General features: G+C 61.3%; 17 protein-coding genes and 2 pseudogenes. 15 read left to right on the forward strand and 4 right to left on the reverse strand.

Going from position 1 to position 19912, the window contains the following annotated elements:
- Positions 1-216: 216 nt before the first annotated feature.
- Both QRN54_RS32995 and QRN54_RS33000 read left to right on the forward strand, forming a co-directional pair.
- Positions 217-1569, forward strand: coding sequence for a hypothetical protein (locus QRN54_RS32995; protein WP_193595841.1), 1353 nt, complete (start codon positions 217-219; stop codon positions 1567-1569).
- Between the two features lie 157 nt (positions 1570-1726).
- Positions 1727-1975, forward strand: coding sequence for a hypothetical protein (locus QRN54_RS33000; RefSeq protein WP_029538823.1), 249 nt, complete (start codon positions 1727-1729; stop codon positions 1973-1975).
- An 82-nt stretch (positions 1976-2057) separates the two neighbouring features.
- Here QRN54_RS33000 and QRN54_RS33005 read toward each other — a convergent pair whose 3' ends face one another.
- Entirely contained in the window at positions 2058-2417 is a 360-nt protein-coding gene (locus QRN54_RS33005; protein ID WP_019749856.1) for a histone-like nucleoid-structuring protein Lsr2, read from the reverse strand.
- 346 nt (positions 2418-2763) lie between these two features.
- On the opposite strand from QRN54_RS33005, the gene QRN54_RS33010 reads away from it, so the two are divergent.
- The 5 genes from QRN54_RS33010 to QRN54_RS33030 all read left to right on the forward strand — a co-directional run bounded on the left by QRN54_RS33010 (position 2764) and on the right by QRN54_RS33030 (position 9123).
- A complete protein-coding gene (locus QRN54_RS33010) occupies positions 2764-4446 on the forward strand; it encodes a TnsB C-terminal domain-containing protein (protein ID WP_054827568.1) in 1683 nt (560 codons plus the stop codon).
- Positions 4447-4450: 4 nt separating this feature from the next.
- A complete protein-coding gene (locus tag QRN54_RS33015; RefSeq protein WP_054827569.1) occupies positions 4451-5416 on the forward strand; it encodes a TniB family NTP-binding protein in 966 nt (321 codons plus the stop codon).
- Entirely contained in the window at positions 5413-6651 is a 1239-nt protein-coding gene (locus QRN54_RS33020) for a TniQ family protein (RefSeq protein ID WP_256670145.1), read from the forward strand. The genes QRN54_RS33015 and QRN54_RS33020 overlap by 4 nt, the downstream gene beginning before the upstream one ends.
- Before the next feature lie 193 nt (positions 6652-6844).
- Positions 6845-8011: a site-specific integrase gene (locus tag QRN54_RS33025; RefSeq protein ID WP_024793402.1), complete on the forward strand. Its 1167-nt coding sequence runs from the start codon at positions 6845-6847 to the stop codon at positions 8009-8011.
- A 368-nt stretch (positions 8012-8379) separates the two neighbouring features.
- Positions 8380-9123, forward strand: a complete 744-nt coding sequence (locus tag QRN54_RS33030; protein WP_238704818.1) for a recombinase — start codon at positions 8380-8382, stop codon at positions 9121-9123.
- A 138-nt stretch (positions 9124-9261) separates the two neighbouring features.
- On the opposite strand, the gene QRN54_RS33035 is transcribed toward QRN54_RS33030, so the two are convergent.
- Positions 9262-10290, reverse strand: a complete 1029-nt coding sequence (locus QRN54_RS33035; RefSeq protein WP_118606494.1) for a helix-turn-helix domain-containing protein — start codon at positions 10288-10290, stop codon at positions 9262-9264.
- A 109-nt stretch (positions 10291-10399) separates the two neighbouring features.
- Here QRN54_RS33035 and QRN54_RS33040 point away from each other — a divergent pair, with 109 nt between their 5' ends.
- From QRN54_RS33040 to QRN54_RS33065, 6 genes are all read left to right on the forward strand, one after another.
- Positions 10400-10720, forward strand: a complete 321-nt coding sequence (locus tag QRN54_RS33040; protein ID WP_024793405.1) for a 2Fe-2S iron-sulfur cluster-binding protein — start codon at positions 10400-10402, stop codon at positions 10718-10720.
- Positions 10721-10744: 24 nt separating this feature from the next.
- On the forward strand, positions 10745-12133 hold the full coding sequence (locus tag QRN54_RS33045; protein ID WP_285184017.1) for a cytochrome P450: 1389 nt from the start codon (positions 10745-10747) through the stop codon (positions 12131-12133).
- Positions 12130-13338 (forward strand): NAD(P)/FAD-dependent oxidoreductase, encoded by a 1209-nt coding sequence (locus QRN54_RS33050; RefSeq protein ID WP_032370840.1) that lies wholly within the window; start codon positions 12130-12132, stop codon positions 13336-13338. Before QRN54_RS33045 ends, QRN54_RS33050 begins: the two co-directional genes overlap by 4 nt.
- A gap of 69 nt (positions 13339-13407) precedes the next feature.
- Positions 13408-14148: a transglutaminase-like domain-containing protein gene (locus QRN54_RS33055; protein WP_032370982.1), complete on the forward strand. Its 741-nt coding sequence runs from the start codon at positions 13408-13410 to the stop codon at positions 14146-14148.
- A 395-nt stretch (positions 14149-14543) separates the two neighbouring features.
- Complete coding sequence (locus tag QRN54_RS33060; protein WP_285184018.1) at positions 14544-15380, forward strand: SDR family oxidoreductase; 837 nt, start codon at positions 14544-14546, stop codon at positions 15378-15380.
- Between the two features lie 46 nt (positions 15381-15426).
- Positions 15427-16491, forward strand: a complete 1065-nt coding sequence (locus QRN54_RS33065) for a BtrH N-terminal domain-containing protein (RefSeq protein ID WP_054827593.1) — start codon at positions 15427-15429, stop codon at positions 16489-16491.
- Positions 16492-16546: 55 nt separating this feature from the next.
- Here QRN54_RS33065 and QRN54_RS33070 read toward each other — a convergent pair.
- Positions 16547-16666, reverse strand: a pseudogene (locus QRN54_RS33070) (transposase); the annotation flags it as partial.
- A 188-nt stretch (positions 16667-16854) separates the two neighbouring features.
- Positions 16855-18037, reverse strand: a pseudogene (locus QRN54_RS33075) (IS3 family transposase).
- A gap of 292 nt (positions 18038-18329) precedes the next feature.
- Here QRN54_RS33075 and QRN54_RS33080 point away from each other — a divergent pair.
- Positions 18330-19037 carry an MlaE family ABC transporter permease gene (locus tag QRN54_RS33080; RefSeq protein ID WP_285184019.1) on the forward strand — a complete coding sequence of 236 codons (708 nt, stop codon included), beginning with the start codon at positions 18330-18332 and terminating at the stop codon, positions 19035-19037.
- 10 nt (positions 19038-19047) lie between these two features.
- Entirely contained in the window at positions 19048-19911 is an 864-nt protein-coding gene (locus QRN54_RS33085) for an ABC transporter permease (protein ID WP_118606243.1), read from the forward strand.
- The last annotated feature ends 1 nt before the right edge of the window (position 19912 follow it).

Raw genomic sequence — 19912 nt, forward strand, 5'->3', positions numbered from 1 at the left:
TGAGAAACACGCTCGTTCGGGTGTGGGATCAAGTGTTAGCGCAGCTCGCTTCGTCTCAGAAGCACGTACCAAAAGTAGTGTCTCAGCATTGAATCGCACCGGCGAGGTTGTGGATCTACGATGGTGGTGCGTTCACGTTTCCCTCGACGCGCACACTCGATGCTCCTTTTGCCCAGTACTTCGCAGCTGATTGATGCGAGGTGGTTCAATTCTCGTATGTCTTTCGATGCGCTTGGTGTGGTTGTGATGATTTCTGGCCCTGGTGACACGGCCGCCGAAGTCGAGGTCGTCCGTCAGGCGATCAGTAGCTGGAATAACGACCACTCTCAAGATATGGGTGTGGTGTTCATTATTAAGCACTACTCGACCGATGTCGTTCCTGTTTATGTTAAAGGCGCCGATGGGCAGTCCGTGATCAATGATCAGGTCACGAATGAGAGTGATATTGTCATTGCTTTGTTCAAAGAACGGCTTGGCACCCCGACGCTGCGAAACAACTATTCGGGGACGGTTGAAGAAGCCGATCTTCGGGAACCCGACAGCCCAGTTCACTTCTATTTTTGGCGAAGCGATGTCGCTCCTGCCGCGCTATTGAATGATGGCCCTGAGCGCGATCAGTGGCTCCGCTTGAATGAATTCCGTGCGAAGTTCCATGAGAACACGAGTGGGCTGTACAACTCGTTTGATTCTTCTGCCGACCTAGATGAAAAGGTCAAGAAGGCCCTGTGGAAGGACGCCCGAGAATTCGCAGCCAGCCGTACCTCACCAGCCATGCCTCCGACTGCACCTGCGCAGCCGGACATTTCACTGTCTGTCACTGTCGCTGGTTCCGTTTGGCATTTCCCCCAGGCCGAGAGAGTCATCGAAAACTTCATCTCGATTGATGTTGAGCAAGAGAGTAGATGGGCGGAGGAGAATCATAGTCCAACACCGTCGTTCAGCGTTCAATCGGCTCTAGCCAACAGCAGCCTCTACGGGCGTCCCAGACGGCGGCCAAAGAAGCCCGAACAGATCGAAGAGTGGACTGCTGAGGTCCGGAATCACCTCAACGATTTTGATGAGTCAATAGCGGTGGCTGCGGCGCCACCGATCGAGGTATCGATTAGTAGTGATGGATTGATCGAAGGGTTGGAAATCGAGTTCACATTCGAGAATGTAATGGGTCTCGATATGGAGGAAAAATCTTGGGCGGATATTTGGACTCCGCTTTACGTCCCACCGAAGCCGGAAACCCTGATCGGGTACAGGGACTGGTCAATCCCTAGTCCCGACCTTCGCAGCCTAGGAGCGAATCGGTCTTCGTGGGAACGGACTGATACCGATGCCGTAATTCTGACAGTTTATCTGGATGAGGTTCGGAAGCGCTCCAAGCCTGATGTGTTCGAAGATGCGGTGATCCTCGCCGTGCCCTATGCAATTACGGCAAGCACCGAAATTAGATACTCATGGCATGCAACTGCCCGAAATCCCAACATAGAGTGGTCTGGCACAGGCACCGTTCAGGTAATCGACGAGAAAACAGCGCTCGAAGTCGTTGCAAAATGGATGAAACCCGCTGACAAGGACTAGTCCCCCAACCATCTGGAACCGGAATTCGGCGGCCTCCGGAGACGACCTTCCCACATTTCAACTAACCGAATTGTGTTTCATAAACGACCGCATTTGGAACACCAGCGATCGCTGGGTGAGGAGGTGATGTGGCGGTTCCTCTGCCACAATCAGGCCTATGCCCGATTCTGACGCTCACTCCACTAATCCCATCGCCATCGGTTCCCGGGTCACTGTGATCCGGACCTCCGGACCACAGTCCAGCGATACCGAGCCGCAGGTAGGTGTCGTGGTCGAGGACTTCGCCGACACTGTCATTGACGACACTGACCTGGGTCGGGATTGGGCACCGGTGCTGCGGTGGGCGATCGCCCTCGACGACGGGCGTTTGGTATTCGCCGCCGAGGGCGATCTCGAGCTCGCTTGATCCATCCGTCTCACGGGCCAGAATTACGAGTTGCAGTGCGCTACTCGCAGATGCCAGTGAGAGTCGACACTGTCCTCAAGGCTCAGTGTGCGGCGTCGAAAGCATCGATGATGTCAGCTTTGATCCGCCCGCGCGGGGAGACGTCGAAGCCGTTCTTGCCAGCCCAGTCCCGAATCGCTTTCAACTGTTCCGCCGATCGACCGGATCCTGACGACTTAGTCGCAGTCGAGGTTTTCACACGGGATTTGCCGGCAGTGGAGACTTTCTCTGCGACCTTTATGTACGGGGCGAATGCAGCTTCAATCTTGTCGGCGTTGGCGGGCCGAAGATCAATTCGATAGTCGGCGCCCTGATAAGAGAAGGTGACCTCGTGCCCTAATCCGGTGTCGATGGGTTTCCCGTCGAGATCGTCGATAAGTTGGCGAATGAATATTTCAGCCACAGGGATTCCTCTTCGTTGCATGCCGAATGAATATCGCGTTCATGTTATCCGAAGTATCAAATAATCGTGGCCATCCTGCTGTCGCCCGCGCGGATCCTCACCTCGCACGCGAGCTCGAGCGTCCCCAGGCGGTCTCGACAGTCGATCGGTCCCGATTTTCGGCGTCACCGAACCATGTTTCATAAACATTCGTATTTGAAACAACGAAGACAATTGTCAGTTTCAGAAGTGGGCGTCATAATTTCCTGGGGTTTTACCTCCGATTGCAGTCGTCTTCTGACATTCTGACTGCAGAAGTGGACTGCACAATCGGTCGATCACACAGGCCTGGCGTTCGGAGGCTGCGATGGACGCGGACAAGTTCGACGTCGCAGAGACTGGTGTGCTGACCGCGTCGGCCGAGCAGTGGGAGCAGGCACGGTCACGGTTCGCAGTGCTCAGCGAACTAGCGGATCGATCCTCGATCGGCACCGCAGTGGTCGAGGATGCAGCACAGCAGTTGGGGGTCTCGCCCCGGCGTGTGTACGTGCTGTTGTCCAAGCTCCGGAATGGGGGAGGGTCGGTCACAGATCTGTTGGTCTCCGCTCCTGCAGGCGGGCGCGGCCGTTCCCGCGTGCCGGCCGAGGTGGAAGAAGTGATCGCCGAGCACATCAACCGCGAGTTTCTGGCTCGCCAGAAGCTCAGTGTCGCCGCACTGCATCGACATATCGCGCTGGCCTGTCACCGTGCGGGACTCCCTATTCCAGCCCGCAACACAGTCGCCGCGCGGATCGCAGCAATGCACCCGGGCCGCGTCGCACGGTCACGTGGCGGACCGGATGCCGCTCGATCGCGGCAATCCGCTGGCGATGTCCCGCCGCCGGTGACGGCGGTTCTCCAGCAAGTCCAGATCGATCACACCGTGGTCGATCTGATGATCGTCGACGAATACGACCGGGTGCCGATCGGACGTCCTTATCTCACGATTGCTATCGATGTCTTCAGCCGCTGCGTGCCGGGCTTCGTGGTCACACTCGACTCGCCGTCCGCAGTGTCGGTCGGGTTGTGTCTGGGCCGGGTGTGCTCGGACAAAAGCGTATGGATCGACGCTCTGGGGCTCGGCGCGGATGTGCGGTGGCCGATGGCCGGAAAGCCGCGCGCCTTGTACGTCGACAACGCCGCCGAGTTCAAAAGTGAAGCGCTACGGCGGGGTTGCGAGCAACACGGTATCGACCTCGGCTACCGCCCACCCGGCAGGCCGCAATACGGCGGGATTGTCGAACGCATCATCGGCACCGTCATGACCCAGGTTCACGAGCTCCCTGGCACCACGTTCTCGAATCCAACGCAGCGGGGCAGCTACGACTCGGAGGGCGCGGCAGCTCTGACGTTACGAGAACTGGAACGCTGGCTGATTTTGGCGATCGCGGCCTATCACGCGGACGTGCACACCGGCCTGAGCCGGAGCCCGGCTGCGCAGTGGACCAGCAGCACCGACGCCGATACCGCTCTGGCGAGCTCGACAGTGGTGGATGAGACCGCATTCTTAGTGGACTTCCTCCCCGTCATCCGGCGCCGACTGACCCGGACAGGGTTCGTCATCGACCACATCCAGTACTTCTCGAACGCGCTGAAACCATGGATCGCCAGGCGAGAGAAGTTGGGTCAGTTCGTTATCCGGCGTGATCCACGTGATCTGAGCAGGGTGTGGGTCCTGGACCCCGACAGCGGCGGCGGGTACGTCGAGGTGCCATACCGGACGATGTCACATCCGGCCGTGACAGCGTGGGAACACCGGGCAGCGGTGGTGCGCCTTCGAGAACAAGGCCGAGCAAGTATCGACGAACACGCTCTGTTCGCGATGATCGAGCAGATGCGTCAGATAGCCACGTCCGCACAGAGGTACACCAAGCGGGCCCGCCGTAATCGCACTCGCCGTTCTCATCTGAGCAGCATCACCACACCACCGGACACGCAGAGCCCGCCCGAGCTCGGCCCAGGCACCGACGACGTGCCGGTTCCGATCTTCGACGACATCGAAGAGTGGTGAATGGATGAACCACGACCCCCGAAACGCTCCCGCCGGCGACGATGACGACCGTAGTTGCGAAGACATCGACGTCGTTCGTGCGGACCTCACCCACCTGCGAAGTTCGGTCAGATCGATTGCGGTTCTTCCTGCCGCGCAACGCATCAGGCATATTCGTACTGAACGGTGGATCGGGTATCCGCGTGCACGGTCGGTGATCGAGCATCTTGAGACGTTGCTGGTGTGGCCGGATCGGCAACGTATGCCGAACGTGCTTCTGATCGGACCGACGAACAACGGCAAGTCGATGATCATCGAGAAGTTCCGGCGTGCGCACCCTGCTGTCAGCTTGCCCGATCGCGAGCAGATACCGGTGTTGTGTATGCAGATGCCTCCAGACCCAGCACCCGCACGGTTCTACCTGGCGATGCTTGCTGCACTCGGAACGCCGATCCGCCCGCGGAGCCGAGTCCACGAACTCGAACAGCAAGCAATCTCGCTGCTGCGAGCGACCGGGGTTCGGATGCTGATCATCGACGAGCTCCACAATGTTCTCGCCGGCCGCGACAACGTGCGCCGAGAATTCCTGAACCTGTTGCGGTTTCTAGGCAACGAACTGCGGATTCCTCTTGTCGGAGTGGGCACCCGAGAGGCGTACCTCGCGATCCGTAGTGATGCACAGTTGGAGAACCGTTTTCACCCCATGACGCTGCCGATCTGGACCAACGACATCGACACCCGCTCCCTGCTGGCGAGCTTCACCGCCAGCTTCCCGTTGCGTGCGCCCTCGCACCTGACGTCGGCGGAGATGACCGATTACCTCCTCACCCGGTGTGAGGGCACCATCGGCGAACTGGCCACGCTGTTGACCGCGGCCGCAGTGACCGCAATAGAGGCTGGCGAGGAAGCGATCACCTCGCAGGTGCTGACGCAGACTGCCTACTCCGGGCCCACCGAACGCCGTCGCCACTTCGAACGGCATCTGGCATGACATCAGCCGATGCCTCGCCAGCGCCTACAGCGTTCGACCACAGTGGGCATCCGCGGTGGCCGCTGCACCCGCAACCATTACCTGGTGAGACTCTGATGTCGTGGCTTGCCCGGACTAGCAGACTGTATTCGTTGATCGGTACAGCGGATCTTCTCGACGGGCTCGGTGTCGACACTTCGGGCGTGGACCTCGACCGCTACACACCCGAGCCGGTGCTATCCGCGCTTGCCCAGAGGAGCACCTGCACAGCGGAACGGCTGCGTGAGATGACGTTGGCGGGCGGTACGCCCTGGCTGCTCGACAGCACCGACCCCGGCGGATGCGACTTCGACACCTACGTCCATCAGTTCTCTGTCCTACTACCGGCGGGTCTGGCAAGGTCAGATCGACGTCGACGCGCACCGCCCGCCGGCACGTGGCTTCCCTGGGTGAGCAAGCTCGATACGCGGGCATGCCCCTTGTGTATCGACGACCTCGACACAGACGCCGACATCGCGGTCATGATGGCTCATCAGTACCCGATGCTGACCAGCTGCACGAAACACCTCTGCCGGCTCGAATTCTGTGCTGTCATACCCGGCCGACTGGTCTTTTGGGACAGGACACCGCCAGGCTCGGACGAACACGCACCACCGATACCCGTACCGGCAGTCGTCGCAGAAATCGACAGACGCACCGCCGTCGCGTTGACGTGCGGGTCGGTCGAGCTCGGCGGAGGCCGTGTTCATGCCGGAGTGTGGTTCAGGCTGCTGCGTACCGTCGTCGACGAGGTATCGACACCGCTGGTCCGCACCGGATGGTGGGCGAAGCCACTGAGCGCGATCTGGAAGTCCACCGGCCATTCTCGCCCGCTGCGGACATCGTGGGTTCCGTTCGAGCAACTGCGGTGTGACGAGCAAGCGAAGGTTTTGTTTGCTGCCGCGACCGCGATCAATGCGGTCGAGAACGATGAGATAGCCGCGAGCGGTGCTGATGCCTGCTTGCTGCGGCCGCGACGGTACGAGCCGGTCGATCCGGGGGCCGCTCCGACGAGGTCTCGCAGTCCGGTACCCGCCCGCAGCGCTTGGGACGGTGTGATTGCGGCGATCGATGCCGCTGTCGCCGCCGCCCGCGTCGACAGCGATGCCGCCCGATCTTTGTTCGGATTCGCTCGAACGGGGTGCCGCACCGAAGATGACGTCGATGAGCTGGCCTATGCCTTCGTCGAGCTCGGTATTCGACTGGACTGGGACTGAAGCGCGCTAGATCGCAATCGCCACACGTTTCTCTGCGCTTTCAGGCGGAATTCGATCGCACCCTGTAGTCACCCACGGTTTGTGTGCGGTGACCCACGAGAATTTTCCTTCCCGCACCATGATCGCGAAAAGGCCTGCTCAGCGTGTTTTCGGCTCGAGAAGTCTGTCGGAGGTGCTCGCTACAGTGCTTGTCATGGCAGAACGGCAGCTCGGTGAGGTCGGGGACGCGGATTCACTCGTCTCGGTGGGTGGTGTGGCAGTGTTCCCGGACCTACCGGTCGAGGTTGCCGCTCGGATAGAACAGTCGATCGCAGCTTCTCGTTCGGCCGGAACACGCCGTGCCTATGCCTCGGCGTGGAGTCGATTCGAGAACTGGTGCATCGTCCTCGGGCACCAGGCTTTGCCGGCGCATCCCGCAACGGTGGCGGCGTACCTCGTCGGCGCCGCCGATACGCTCACCGTCGACGGGACGCGGGCGTATGCGCCGTCGACGTTCGACAAATGGATCGCGGCGGTCGCGGACCGCCACCGCGCTACCGGCCACGACAACCCGTGCGGGCACGAGATGGTCCGCGCCACTCTCTCGGGTATCCGGCGGGATTACGCGTCTGCGGGGGAGCGGCCCCGCAGACCCCGTGCCCCGCTCCTCACCGCTGACATCACTACGATCGTCGACCACGCCCGACGCACTGCAGCGGGCTGGGCGTCGGAGGTCCTCGAACGCCGCGACACCGCGCTACTGCTGATGGGCTACACCGGCGCATTCCGCCGCAGCGAACTCGTAGCGCTCGAATGCCGCGATGTCCACCGCGACCGCCTCGACGGCGCGCACGTACGTATCCGCAAATCGAAGACCGACCAGGACGGCACCGGAACCGTGAAAGCACTCCCGTTCACCGACCGCCACGAGTCATGTCCGGTCTGCGCGTGGGTGCGATGGCTGCAGATCGTCGCAGCGTTCGACACCGGCGGCAGAGTTGCTGTCATCCGAATACTCTCCCGCGCAGTGGAATTCGACTCCCATATCTGCCGCGGCACCCTTCCTGTAGTCGAGAAACGGTCCCCTCTGTTTCGGTCCGTCCGCAAGAACGGCAACCTCTCCGACACAGCCCTGTCCGGAGCCGCGGTGCACGCGGCGATCCGCCGCCGCGCTACTCGAGCTGGATACGGCCCCGACACCGTCGCCCAGCTCGGCGGGCATTCCCTCCGTTCCGGCTTCGTCACGCAGGCCTTCCGCAACGGTGCCGACGCGCATGCGATCATGCGCCAAACCGGGCACACCACACCCGCAATGGTCGAAACATACGCTCACGAGAATGCGCCACTGGTCGGCAACGCCGTCACCGAGCTCGGCCTATGACCAGGCACCCGACCGAACCAGTGAGCGGCGACGGGACGACAGGGGTAGATGCTGACCACGACGACCGCCCTTGTCCGATACGTGCATCGGACATCACGAACACGTCGATACCGAGGCGGGATCGGCACACGTGGTCACTGTTCGAGGACTGGTGCACCGCCCATGGCGAACCCCCATTGGCGGCCTCTCCTGAGTCACTTGCTCGGTTCCTGTATGCGCACCCCGCCGCGCCGACGACCCAACGCCGCCGGATCGCGGTGATCGACTCCGCTCATCATCGGCATCTATTACCTCCTCCAGGGCGCGCTGAGACCGTCCGGGCTGCGCTGGATGGGGCCCGCACGTCGCGCCTGCAGGAGGTGGCAGCCGTGATCGGCGGAATCATCGCCCGACTCCCCGAATACGGTTGGCCGTCAGCGTTGTTCGCGCGCAGAGACGCGCTGATCCTCACGCTCGCTACGACAGGTCTGCCGTACACGCAGATCGCGGCCCTGCGGGCATGCGATGTCACCGCCGATGCGGGTCTCGACGCCCTTCGCATCGAGACAGGCCGCGGCGTTCATACCCTCACCTCCCTCGCGCTGGCGGGGACGGGCATTTCTCCGCGCACGGTGTACCAGCGCTGGTGTGAGGTGCTCGGCCATCAGGCCCGGTATCCGAGCACCCGAATGCTCGCCGACGCTTTCGATGCCGTGGACGGCACCGGGCTCGGCGGATACGACCGGTATTTCGACCCGGCCGGTCAACATCCGCTGTCGACTGCGATCGACCGGTGGGGCCACACCCCGTTGGCTGCGACCCCGCTGACCGCCCGCGCGGTAGCGGGCATCGTGCGAATGCACTGGGACGGAAGGGCACCCACCCACCTGCAGCCCACTGCGCGGTCACAACAGCCGGAGCAGAGCACTGCACCGGATCCAGTACCGCGGGTCGTGCTCGACCCCGGCTACTACGAACGCGGAACGCTTGCGCGTAGACACGCCCACGGTCTTCTCGATGACCTGGACTCTGTCCTGGCCGATGTCGAAACCCGCGCGGACAGCCTGTTGGAAGCACTCGTCGACTTTCTCGCATCGGAGACCACACGCGTGCCGACCGACACCGTCGAGTGACTAGTGGTTGGTACTCCGGTTTGCACACACTCTTCTTCTCATGGCACGGAGGCGGCGACGTCTCCGTCATCTCCGAGACGAAGATCGATCAGGTTGCGGACGAACGGAGGCATCGATCTCGACCCCGTTCTGCGGGGTCTACGTCGAAACCGGGTCGTCTGAGAGTCGGGGATTTCGGAAATCTTTCGGAGAGCGTCCGGTCCAGCGTTTGAAGGCGTGAGAGAAGTTGGCGAGGTCGCTGTATCCGAGTTCGGTAGCGATCTCGCTGACCGAAACCGATCGGTCGAGGAGCCGTAGCATCGCGCGCTCGTACAGCAGCGAGTGGCGCACCTTGCTATAGGTGGTTCCTTCTTCGGCAAGCCGCCGTTTCAACGTGCTACTCGACATCGACAATGCTTGTGCAACATCATGGTTGGTTCGCTGTCCGAGGTCCTTTTCCAACTGTTGCCTCACCTTCTCGGCGGATGACATGGACCCACTCCGCTGGGCGAGTGTTCGCTGCAGATCAGCGATAGCGAGACGATATGCGAGGGGGTCCGAGAAGCGACAAGCCTTGTTGAGGGTCTCCTCGGGTACGTGGATGAAGGAAATCGGAGCGTCGAAGAACCGGCGATTCGCCCCCGGACCTTCGTCGTGGCTCACCTCGGCCGGCTCCGGCCAGCTCAGATGGAGTGTCACCGGCGATATGTCACCGGCGAGCATGTCCAGCAGTCGTAGTAACGCCGACCCACCGTAGGTGATGACCAAGCAGTCCAGTGCGGAATCGCCTGTGTGCGCAGTGAGCCCGACGATCAGACCGTAGTCGCCGGTGTGGAACTGCGACTTCAACGCCGTGGAGATCAATGGTAGGTATGTCAGGAGATCGACGATCTCGGCGACCGAACCAGCGCTGATCAAAGGTGAACTCAGAGGCCCGAACGATGTCAACTGGGCCTGCTCGGCAAACGCAAATCCGAGTCGAGTGGCCTGGGCGATATCGAGTTCGGGATAGACCTCCCGAAACCACCGTATCGGTGCCTGAACGTCATGCTGAATGAGCGTCGCTTCACTGGTTCCTTCGCGGTGCATGATCACACGAAGCCGCGCGGCGGCGTCAGGGTCGAGTGCGCGGCGTTCGAGCAACTGAACGAACGCAAGCGGTGGCACGCCCTCGTCGCTCAGCTTCACGGTGACCCCTTTGACCCGAATTCACAAGTTTATGACTCCACCGAACATAGCCGTCACCCGCGTTTGCGACGACACTTTCGTCAATCACGCCGGAAAACGAGGAGTTGACATGGCAGCTGTAATTTTCGTCGCCCACGATGGTGAGAAGCACGAGGCGGCTCTGGTCGAAGGTCGCTCGCTGATGCAGATTGCAACCGACAATGCTGTGCCGGGGATCGATGGAGACTGTGGGGGCGAAACGGCCTGTGGCACCTGCCATGTGATCGTCGACCCGCAGTGGTCAGGAGAGGTGGGTCTGTCCGGCGCCGACGAGGAGGAGATGCTGGCGATGAACCCCGAGCGTGAACCCACGTCTCGGTTGTCGTGCCAGATGGTGGCCTCGGAAGCGTGGGATGGCCTGATCGTTCGAACACCTGAATTCCAATTGTGATGTGCGAAAGGCAGGCACGACAGCATGAAAGTTTCTGAGTCGATCGCCGACAAGGTCCAGTCGACCATCCCGATAGGGCTGCAGATCCAGGGCGCTCATTTGTACGACAAGACCCGACGGTGGGTGACTGGCACGAATGGCAAGAAGATCTTCGTCGAAAGTCCCATCCCACCGGTCGAGGATGTCGAGCTCGCCGACATCGACCTCAGTAACCCCTTTCTTTACAGACAAGGGCGGTGGCAGTCGTACTTCGAGCGCGTGCGGAACGAGGCACCGGTGCACTACCAACCCAATAGTCCGTTCGGCCCGTTCTGGTCGGTCACGCGCCATGCCGATATCGTGGCCGTCGACAAGAATCACGCTGTGTTCTCGGCCGAACCGTTCATCGTCATCGGCGTTCCGCCCCGGTTTCTCGATATCGAGATGTTCATCGCGATGGACCCACCACGCCACGACAAGCAGCGCGCTGCCGTCCAGGGGGTTGTCGCACCGAAGAACCTCCGGGAGATGGAGGGACTGATCCGATCGCGCGTACGGGAGGTATTGGACGACCTCCCCTTGAACGAGCCGTTCGACTGGGTGCAGAATGTCTCGATCGAGTTGACAGCTCGGATGCTCGCAACTCTTCTGGATTTCCCCTACGAACAACGCCGCACACTCGTCTACTGGTCCGATTTGGCAACCTCGATGGAGCAAGCCAACGGTGGGCCCTCGGACAACGACGAGGTGTTCGAAGGCATGCGTGACATGGCCCGTGGCCTCAGCGCTCTCTGGCATGACAAAGCAGCCAGGAGGTCTGCAGGGGAAGAGTCCGGTTTCGATCTGATCACCATGTTGCAGAGCAACGAGGACACCAAGGATCTGATCGATCGTCCGATGGAATTTCTGGGCAACCTCGTCCTGCTGATCGTCGGTGGCAACGACACCACGCGAAACTCGATGAGCGGTGGCGTTCTTGCGTTGAACCAATTCCCCGACCAGTTCGAGAAATTGAAGGCCAATCCCGATTTGATCCCCAACATGAACTCGGAAATCATCCGATGGCAAACACCCTTGGCGTACATGCGCCGAATCGCCAAAGCCGACACCGTTCTGAACGGACAATTCATCCGCAAGGGTGACAAATTGGTGATGTGGTATGCCTCGGGTAACCGCGACGAACGCGTTTTCGAGAATCCTGATGATTTCATCATCGATCGTGCCAATGCGCGCAATCACATCGCGTTCGGATTCGGTGTGCACCGGTGTATGGGCAATCGGCTGGCCGAAATGCAGCTGCGGATTCTGTGGGAGGAGTTGCTTCCCCGCTTCGAGAACATCGAGGTCGTCGGCGACCCCGAGTATGTTCAGTCGAATTTCGTGCGGGGCATCAGCAAGATGATGGTGCGCCTGACGCCTACTTCCAGCGCATGACATCGCAACGGGCGATCATCGTCGGCGCAAGCCATGCTGGGGCACAACTGGCAGCTAGTTTGCGCCAAGAAGGTTGGACAGGCGACATCGTCCTCATCGGTAACGAGTCTGCCGCTCCCTATCAACGCCCCCCGCTGTCGAAGGCATACCTGGCGGGCAAATGCGTACTCGACGATATCGCCATTCGCAGCACGGACTTCTACTCCAAGCAAGGTATTCAGCTCCTGAACGCGCAGGTGGAGACCATCGTTCGGTCGGAAGGCAACGTCGTTCTCGACACCGGGGAGAAGCTGGCCTACGACAAGCTCGCGCTGTGCACGGGAGCCCGCCCTCGTCGGCTCACCGTTCCCGGGGCCGATCTCCACGGGGTCTACTACCTGCGCACCGCAGCGGACGTCGAGAGGATCCGTATGGCCACCGGCCCTGGCCAGCGGGTGGTGATCGTCGGAGGCGGCTACATCGGACTCGAGACAGCGGCATCGCTGCGCGCACTGGGCGTACAGGTCACAGTCCTCGAGGCAACTGGGCGTGTGCTCGAGCGGGTCACTGCTCCCGAGGTATCGACGTTCTTCGAGCGGATACATCGCGAACAGGGAGTCGACATCAGAACGAACGCGATGGTTCAGGGCCTGTCCGGTGACCGTGAGGTTCGTGAAATCACCTTGGCCAGCGGAGAATCGATCCCCGCAGATCTGGTCATCGTCGGTGTCGGCGTCGAGCCGAACACCGACCTCGCCGCCGATGCGGGTCTTGTCATCGACAACGGCATCGTGATCGACGATCACACTCGGACCAACGACCCCGACATCATGGCGGCGGGGGACTGCGCGAGCCACGACATGGCCCGTTACGGCCGTCGACTACGGTTGGAGTCCGTCTCGAGCGCAGGAGAGCAGGCCAAAGTCGCTGCGTCGACCGCCTGCGGGAAGTCCAGAAAAATCGAAGCGTTGCCGTGGTTCTGGTCGGATCAGTATCACTTCAAGCTGCAGATCGCCGGCCTCAACACTGGATACGACGAAGTGGTTCTCAGCGGTGACCCCACCCGCGACAGTGATTTCAGTTGCTTCTATCTCCAGGCCGGTGAGCTCATTGCCGCCGACTGCATAGGTCGCCCGCGCGAGTTCATGTACAGCAAACGGGTGATCGCCCAGCGACTCCCCGTCCAACGCGAAGACCTGATGCTCGGCGGACTCGCGCGCAACTGACCGATCCTTCGGTCGTTGTGCACACAACAGCAACCGGTTTGCTCAGAGAAGGGAACATCAGCGATGACCATGACAGACCGCCCGCCCGGAGCACATACTACGCAGCCACCACACGCATACCTGGGAGCAACGGACTTCCTCGACATCGAGCACGAATCCGTGCGGGCGTTCACCGCCGCGGCAATCGGAGATGCGAGCAGCGACCGTGACAAGGCCAGACGCCTCTTCGCCGCCGTCCGCGACCGAATCTGGTACGACCCATACACCGTGTCGGACGATCCGGCCCACTATCGAGCGAGCTTCGTCCTCGAGGCCGGGCGCGCTTACTGCGTCCCGAAGGCGGTGCTGTTGACCGCAGTGTGCCGGGCGGCGGGTATCCCAGCACTGCTCGGCTTCGCCGACGTCCGAAATCACCTGCAGACCGAGACGTTGCGCACGCTGATGGGCGGCACCGACCTGTTCGTCTACCACGGCTACAGTCGCCTCTACATCGAGGGCCGGTGGTTGAAGGCCACGCCGGCATTCAATGTCGAGTTGTGCGCTCGTTTCGGCGTGCCGCCAGTGGAATTCGACGGCGATCGCGATGCTCTCATGCATGCCTTCACCGCAGACGGAGCCCAGCACATGGAGTATGTCCGCGAACGAGGAGTCTTCGACGACCTACCCTTGAACGCGATCTTGACGGTGCTTCGGCACGCCTACGGCCCCACGATCTTCACGGGCGCTCACCCACTCGATGATGTTTTCACCGGCCGCACCCGGCCGGACGAAACTCCCGGGGATCGAAACCTTCCGCGGGAGTCTCGATGAACACAAGCGGTGAGAACATACGTCTTGAACCCCGTATCGCGGCCGACTGCCGATCGGTCGGAGCTCTCTCCGCGAACAACCACGGCGTGACCACTCGGACTACCTCGGACACCTTCGAATCGGGTGAGCCGATACCTGCTGGCAGAGCTGTGCCGTATGACTGTCTCGTCGGCGCGGCCGTGTTGAGGCCGACACCGGAAGTTACACCGAACAGACGAGACTCGCTCTGCCGCTGGAATTGCGGCTGCGGGCGATGAACGACCGATCCGAACGCCTCCCCGGGCACGAGACGCCGCGCGATACCCATATCCCTCATTCGTGTGCGCAGCCACCACCGCGAGAGCGGCCCGAACGGCGTCTACCGATGTCTCTTATCTATGCAAGGAGCGCAGCAGATGACAAACAACGCACCTCACACCCCCGCCAGGACCGTGGCGATCACAGGTGGAGCTCGAGGCATCGGCTATCAGACAGCGAAGGAGTTGATTCGACGAGGCCACCGGGTCGCCATCGGCGACATCGACGAGGCACGTGCGAAGGAGGCCGCCGCCGAACTCGGGGTGAAGGTCGTCACCCGACTCGACGTCACCGAACCTGACTCGTTCACAACGTTTCTGGACCTGGTCGAACGTGAACTCGGACCCCTCGACATCCTGATCAACAACGCGGGCATCATGCCTACCGGCCACGCCCACGAAGAGGACGATGCAATAACCCGGAGGCAAGTCGAGATCAACATCCTGGGTGTCATCTTCGGGACCAAACTGGCTCTTCAGCGAATGCTGCCACGCCGCACCGGACACATCATCAACACTGCGTCATTGGCCGGCGAGCTCGCGGTACCTGGTTTGGCGACCTACTGCGCTACCAAGTTCGCAGTCATCGGATTCACAGAGGCCGCACGACTGGAGTACCGCAAGTCAGGGGTTCGACTGTCCACAGTCCGCCCGACGTTCACCAACACCGAACTCGTCGCCGGAACCGCCGGCGCAAAGGGATTACGCAACGCCGAGCCGGAGGAAATCGCCCGCGCGACAGCAGATCTGATCGAGAATCCACGCCCCTTCGTCCGCGTCACCCGTCTCGCAGGCGCAATGGTCGCGGCGGTGAAATTCGTCCCCCGGCGGCTGGCGACCGGACTGGGTGCGGCCCTGAACACAGATTCGGTGTTCCTCGCGGACGTCGACATGGATGCTCGCCGAACGTATCTCGACAGAATCCAGAACAGCTGAGCATGCCGACACGCGCGCTCGACCAACCACCCGAAAGGCAGTCACAGTGACCCACACGACTCTGATCGAGAACTATCCCCACCGGATGGGAGGGCATTGCGGGTCAGGTGCAATGCGAGACCTTCTCCATTGGCACGGTCTGGGATGGGACGGACCACCCGACGAGGGGTTGGTGTTCGCACTGGGTGGTGATCTCGGTTTGTCCTACCTGCGATCGAACGACCTGGTCCCACCGATGTACTTGGTCGGCCGCGGCGCCGACTTCGAGATCGACTTGCCGCGCAGGCTCGGCGGACAAGTCGAGGTTCTCACGACCGACGATCCCGGTGAGGGATGGTCATGGGTTCGCGACGACATCGATGCGGGACGACCCAGTCTGGTATGGGCCGATATCGCTGAGCTGCCCTACTTACGGGTGAAACTGCAGATGAGTCGCCACGACATCGTGGTGATCGGCTACGACGAGATCGGGGGGACTGCCTCGGTCGTCGACAACGATCGGGCCGACGTGCAGGAGATCCCGCTCGACGCGCTGGCTCGGGCGCGATCTTCCACCTCGTTCCCACAACCGACACGTCACTGCACGTACCGAATCGCATGGCCGCAGACACTGCCGCCCGTGTCGACTGCCGCGGCTGCGGCCTTTGCCCGATCCGCCGCCAGCATGCGCTCCCCATCGACACCGGGAATAGCCGACCACGTACCAGCGGCCAGTGCCGAAGGATTGGCCGCGGTCGACCAGCTGGCAACCGACGTGAGGAGCTGGGTCGACCTTCCGCCCGATGACCTCGAGACGCTGCTGTTCAGTCTCGGTGTCTTCATCGAAAAGGCCGGAACCGGAGGCGGGCTCTTTCGTCGGCTTCTCGCCGACGGCTGTACCGAAATTGCACGTCTGACCGGTGATCCCGCTACCGCAGACCTCGCGGCGGCCGCCGATCACTGCGCCCAGGCCTGGACCGAAACTGCCCGCGCCGGAACACAACGCGGTCTCGATGCACGAACACGCGCAGCTGCGGTGGCCGTGTCGGCTGCCAGACTGCCTGCACTCGAGCTGATCCTGGCGGAGTCCCTGGAGTCTGCTTCACGCTCGCTGTCCGCCATCACGAGATGATGCCCACCGTCGTCCAATGGCGCGCGGTACACGGGGCGCATCGCACTGTGCTGCAGCTGTCGTCGCCGACACCGTACGCCCTGGCGACCTCACTGATCGGCTTGGAAGAGTCGATGACCTCTCGGCACAGTTCGTCTTTGAACTCGGTGCTGAACGATCGACGCGATCTGCTCATGCTTGTTGGACTCATGTCGGTAGATCCCTATTCCAAGCGGGTCCAGTGTCCGAATCCTTGGGCCGACCAGATCACGACGCCAGCCACTGGGCTGCGGGGTGGATGACCCTCATCTGCAACCTCGCCGACGTTTTCAACGCTCGACGAGGCGACCTTGGCAGGTCCCCGATAAGTCGGGCCACCGTGTTCTAGATCCACGGTGTAGTTGATTCAGCGACCTCCCAGCCCTCGACCGGTTGGTGGTTGTGGGTGCATCGGGCAGCGTACGCCCCCGCAAGCGGGAGGGACCCCCAGGACGGCGTGAGGTATCCGAGTGATGAGTGCCGGTGTCGATGGTTGTGGTGGTCTTTGAAGTCCTCGATCACGACCCTCGCTTCGAGCAAGCTCGTCCAGTGATTGCGGTTGAGGCCCTCCGTAGTCGATTGTTGACGGATTCGATGTGTCCGTTGTTCCACGGCGTCCCCGGCTGGATGTAGGAGATACCGACACGGTCGCGGCAGAAATGTTGCAGCACATGGGAAATGAACTCCGGACCGTTGTCCATCCGCAGCACTTGCGTCCCACAGCGCGAACGTCTTGTCGAGCTCGTCGGTAAGCCGCTGTGCGGTGATCGACCGCTCCACAATGTTCAACAGGGACTGCCGGGTGTGTTCATCGATCATCGACGCGATCTTGATCGCCTTACCATCGACGGTCGAATCGAACTGAAAGTCCGTAGGCCACACCACTTTCGGGGCATCGGCTTCGATCTGCGGTCATTAGCTGACGCCGGCGCGTTTGCGGGGATGGTAGATCCGAACCTGCAGACCCTCCTCCTTCCAGAGCCGGTGCACCTTCTTCTTGTTCACCGACAAGCCCCTCGTCGTGCCTCAGATGCGCCCAGTCGCGTCGGAAGCCGTGCAGTGGATGCGAGCCTGCGTACGTCCGCAACGCGGCCCTCAGGGCTGCGTCGGGGTCCGCGGGTGTTTCGGCGATCGGTGTTCGTGCGTAGGTGGAGCGGGTAAGCCCAGCAGCTTTGCACGCCCAGTCGTTTCGACAGACTCATGGTGTTCACGAGCATGTCGACAGCGCTGCGCTTGGCGGCTGGGCTCAGAATCTTCCCTTCGCTACCTCCCGCAGTGCATCTTTCTCCAGCTCGGCCTTGGCGAGCAACCGTTTGAGCTTGCCGTTCTGCTCGCGCAACTCTTTGAGTTCCTTCGCGGCATCGGTGGCCATCCCGCCGTACTGACGCCGCCAGTTGTACAACGTCGCCGCCGACACCTCGAGCGCCGCCGCGATCTCCTCCTGCGTCTTGCCCGCAGCGGTCAGTTCGTCGGCACTGCGCAGCTTGCGCACGATGTCCTCGGCAGAGTTGCGTTTCCGTCCAGCCATGTTTTCCATCGTCCTATCCGCCCAGCTCATGGGCAACAAGGCTCTAAATCGAGATGGCTCCGTTCACTTGGGGACACGCCAACCTGTCAGCTGATTAATCCGACGGAAGTTCCCGAAACCATGTATCAGGTACTGCACGTACCTGATACTGTGTGAACACCTTATCGCGACGAGCTGCGCAGACAGAAGAGGAGAGACCGGTATCTATACAGAAATTGCTGGTCGAGCGACAGCCAGTCTTGTGACCTTTGGAAATTCGATTGCCCTCGCCGGCCAGGCACTGCGGTGGGCCGTGCGCGATATTGTCACCGGACGGTTTCCGTTTCGGGAGTTTGTCACACAGACGTGGTTCGTCATCACCGTAACGACGTTGCCAGCGATCCTGGTCGCGATTCCCTTCGGCGTCATCGTCTCGGTGCAGGTCGGAAGTCTAACCCAGCAGGTCGGGGCCACATCTATCGCCGGAGCCGCCGGTGGACTCGGGATCATTCAGCAGGGGGCACCGATCGTCACCGCGCTCCTGCTCGGTGGTGCGGCAGGGTCGGCCATCGCCTCTGACCTTGGCGCACGCACCGTCCGTGAAGAAATCGATGCCATGGAGACGCTCGGACTAAATTCGACACGTCGACTCGTCGCACCTCGATTCGTCGCGGTTCTCATCGTCGCTCCGATGTTATGCATGCTCATCGTGTTTACCGGTCTCGTGGCCGGCTACATCCTTAGCGTCAACGTCCAGGGCATCACGCCGGGGAGCTACGTCGCATCGTTCGCATCGTTCGCATCATCGGCGGACATCCTTGTAGCGCTGATCAAGTCAGTGGTGTTCGGTCTCGTGGTCGTGACAATCGCGTGTCATCGGGGCCTGTCCACGAAAGATGGCCCTAAAGGTGTGGCTACATCTGTCAACGCCACCGTGGTCCTAGGGGTGGTGGCGTGCTTCGTCATCAACGTGTTCATCACCCAACTGACCATCATGTTCGTCCCGCAGACCATCGGATGACGGAGAACACGTGACCGCAGTACCATCCACCCGTTATACTTCGGTTACTCGTCCGATCGTGCGTGCTGTGACGCCCCTCGCTGAGGTCCCCGCGCAGCTCGGGCACATTACAACATTTACCATCGACACCGTCGCCGGAATTCGGCACGTCGCAACCACCTATCGACGACAGACGTTTTTATTCATACAGGAGTTTGCCTGGGGACGAGGCGCTGTACTGGTCGGCGGGGGTACCGCGATCGTGCTTGTGATTCTCGGAATGGCTGTCGGGGCGTCCATCGGCATCCAGGGCTACGCCTCGCTAGACCTGGTCGGGATGGGGTCTCTTACGGGATTCATTTCGTCATACGCCAACACTCGAGAGTTGGCACCGATGATCGCCGCGATCGGCTTCGCAGCCCAGGCCGGCTGTCGCCTCACTGCGGAAATAGGTTCGATGCGTATCGCTGAAGAGATCGATGCGCTCGAGTCGATGGCGGTGCGGCCGATTCCGTACATCGTCAGCACGCGTGTAGTCGCGGCGATCACTACCATCATCCCCCTCTACATCGTAACGCTGATACTCAGTTTCGGCGCGGCCAAGCTGGTCGTCATCCTTCTACACGGCCAGTCAGGTGGCACCTACGATTTCTATTTCAATGCGTTCCTCAAACCGCAGGATCTGGTGTTCTCGGTCATCAAGGTCCTCATTTTCGTAGTATCGGTCGTCATCGTCCACAGCTACCAGGGTTTCTACGCCACCGGTGGAGCAGAGGGCGTCGGCCGCGCGTCTGGTCGAGCGATCCGTAGCAGTCTCATCATCATTGTTGTGGAGGACATGATCTTGACCCTGCTGATGTGGGGCTTCGATTCGGGCGTCAGGATTTCGGGGTAGG

The sequence above is a fragment of the Rhodococcus sp. MEB032 genome, assembly GCF_030208925.1.
Taxonomy (GTDB): Bacteria; Actinomycetota; Actinomycetes; order Mycobacteriales; family Mycobacteriaceae; genus Rhodococcus_F; species Rhodococcus_F qingshengii.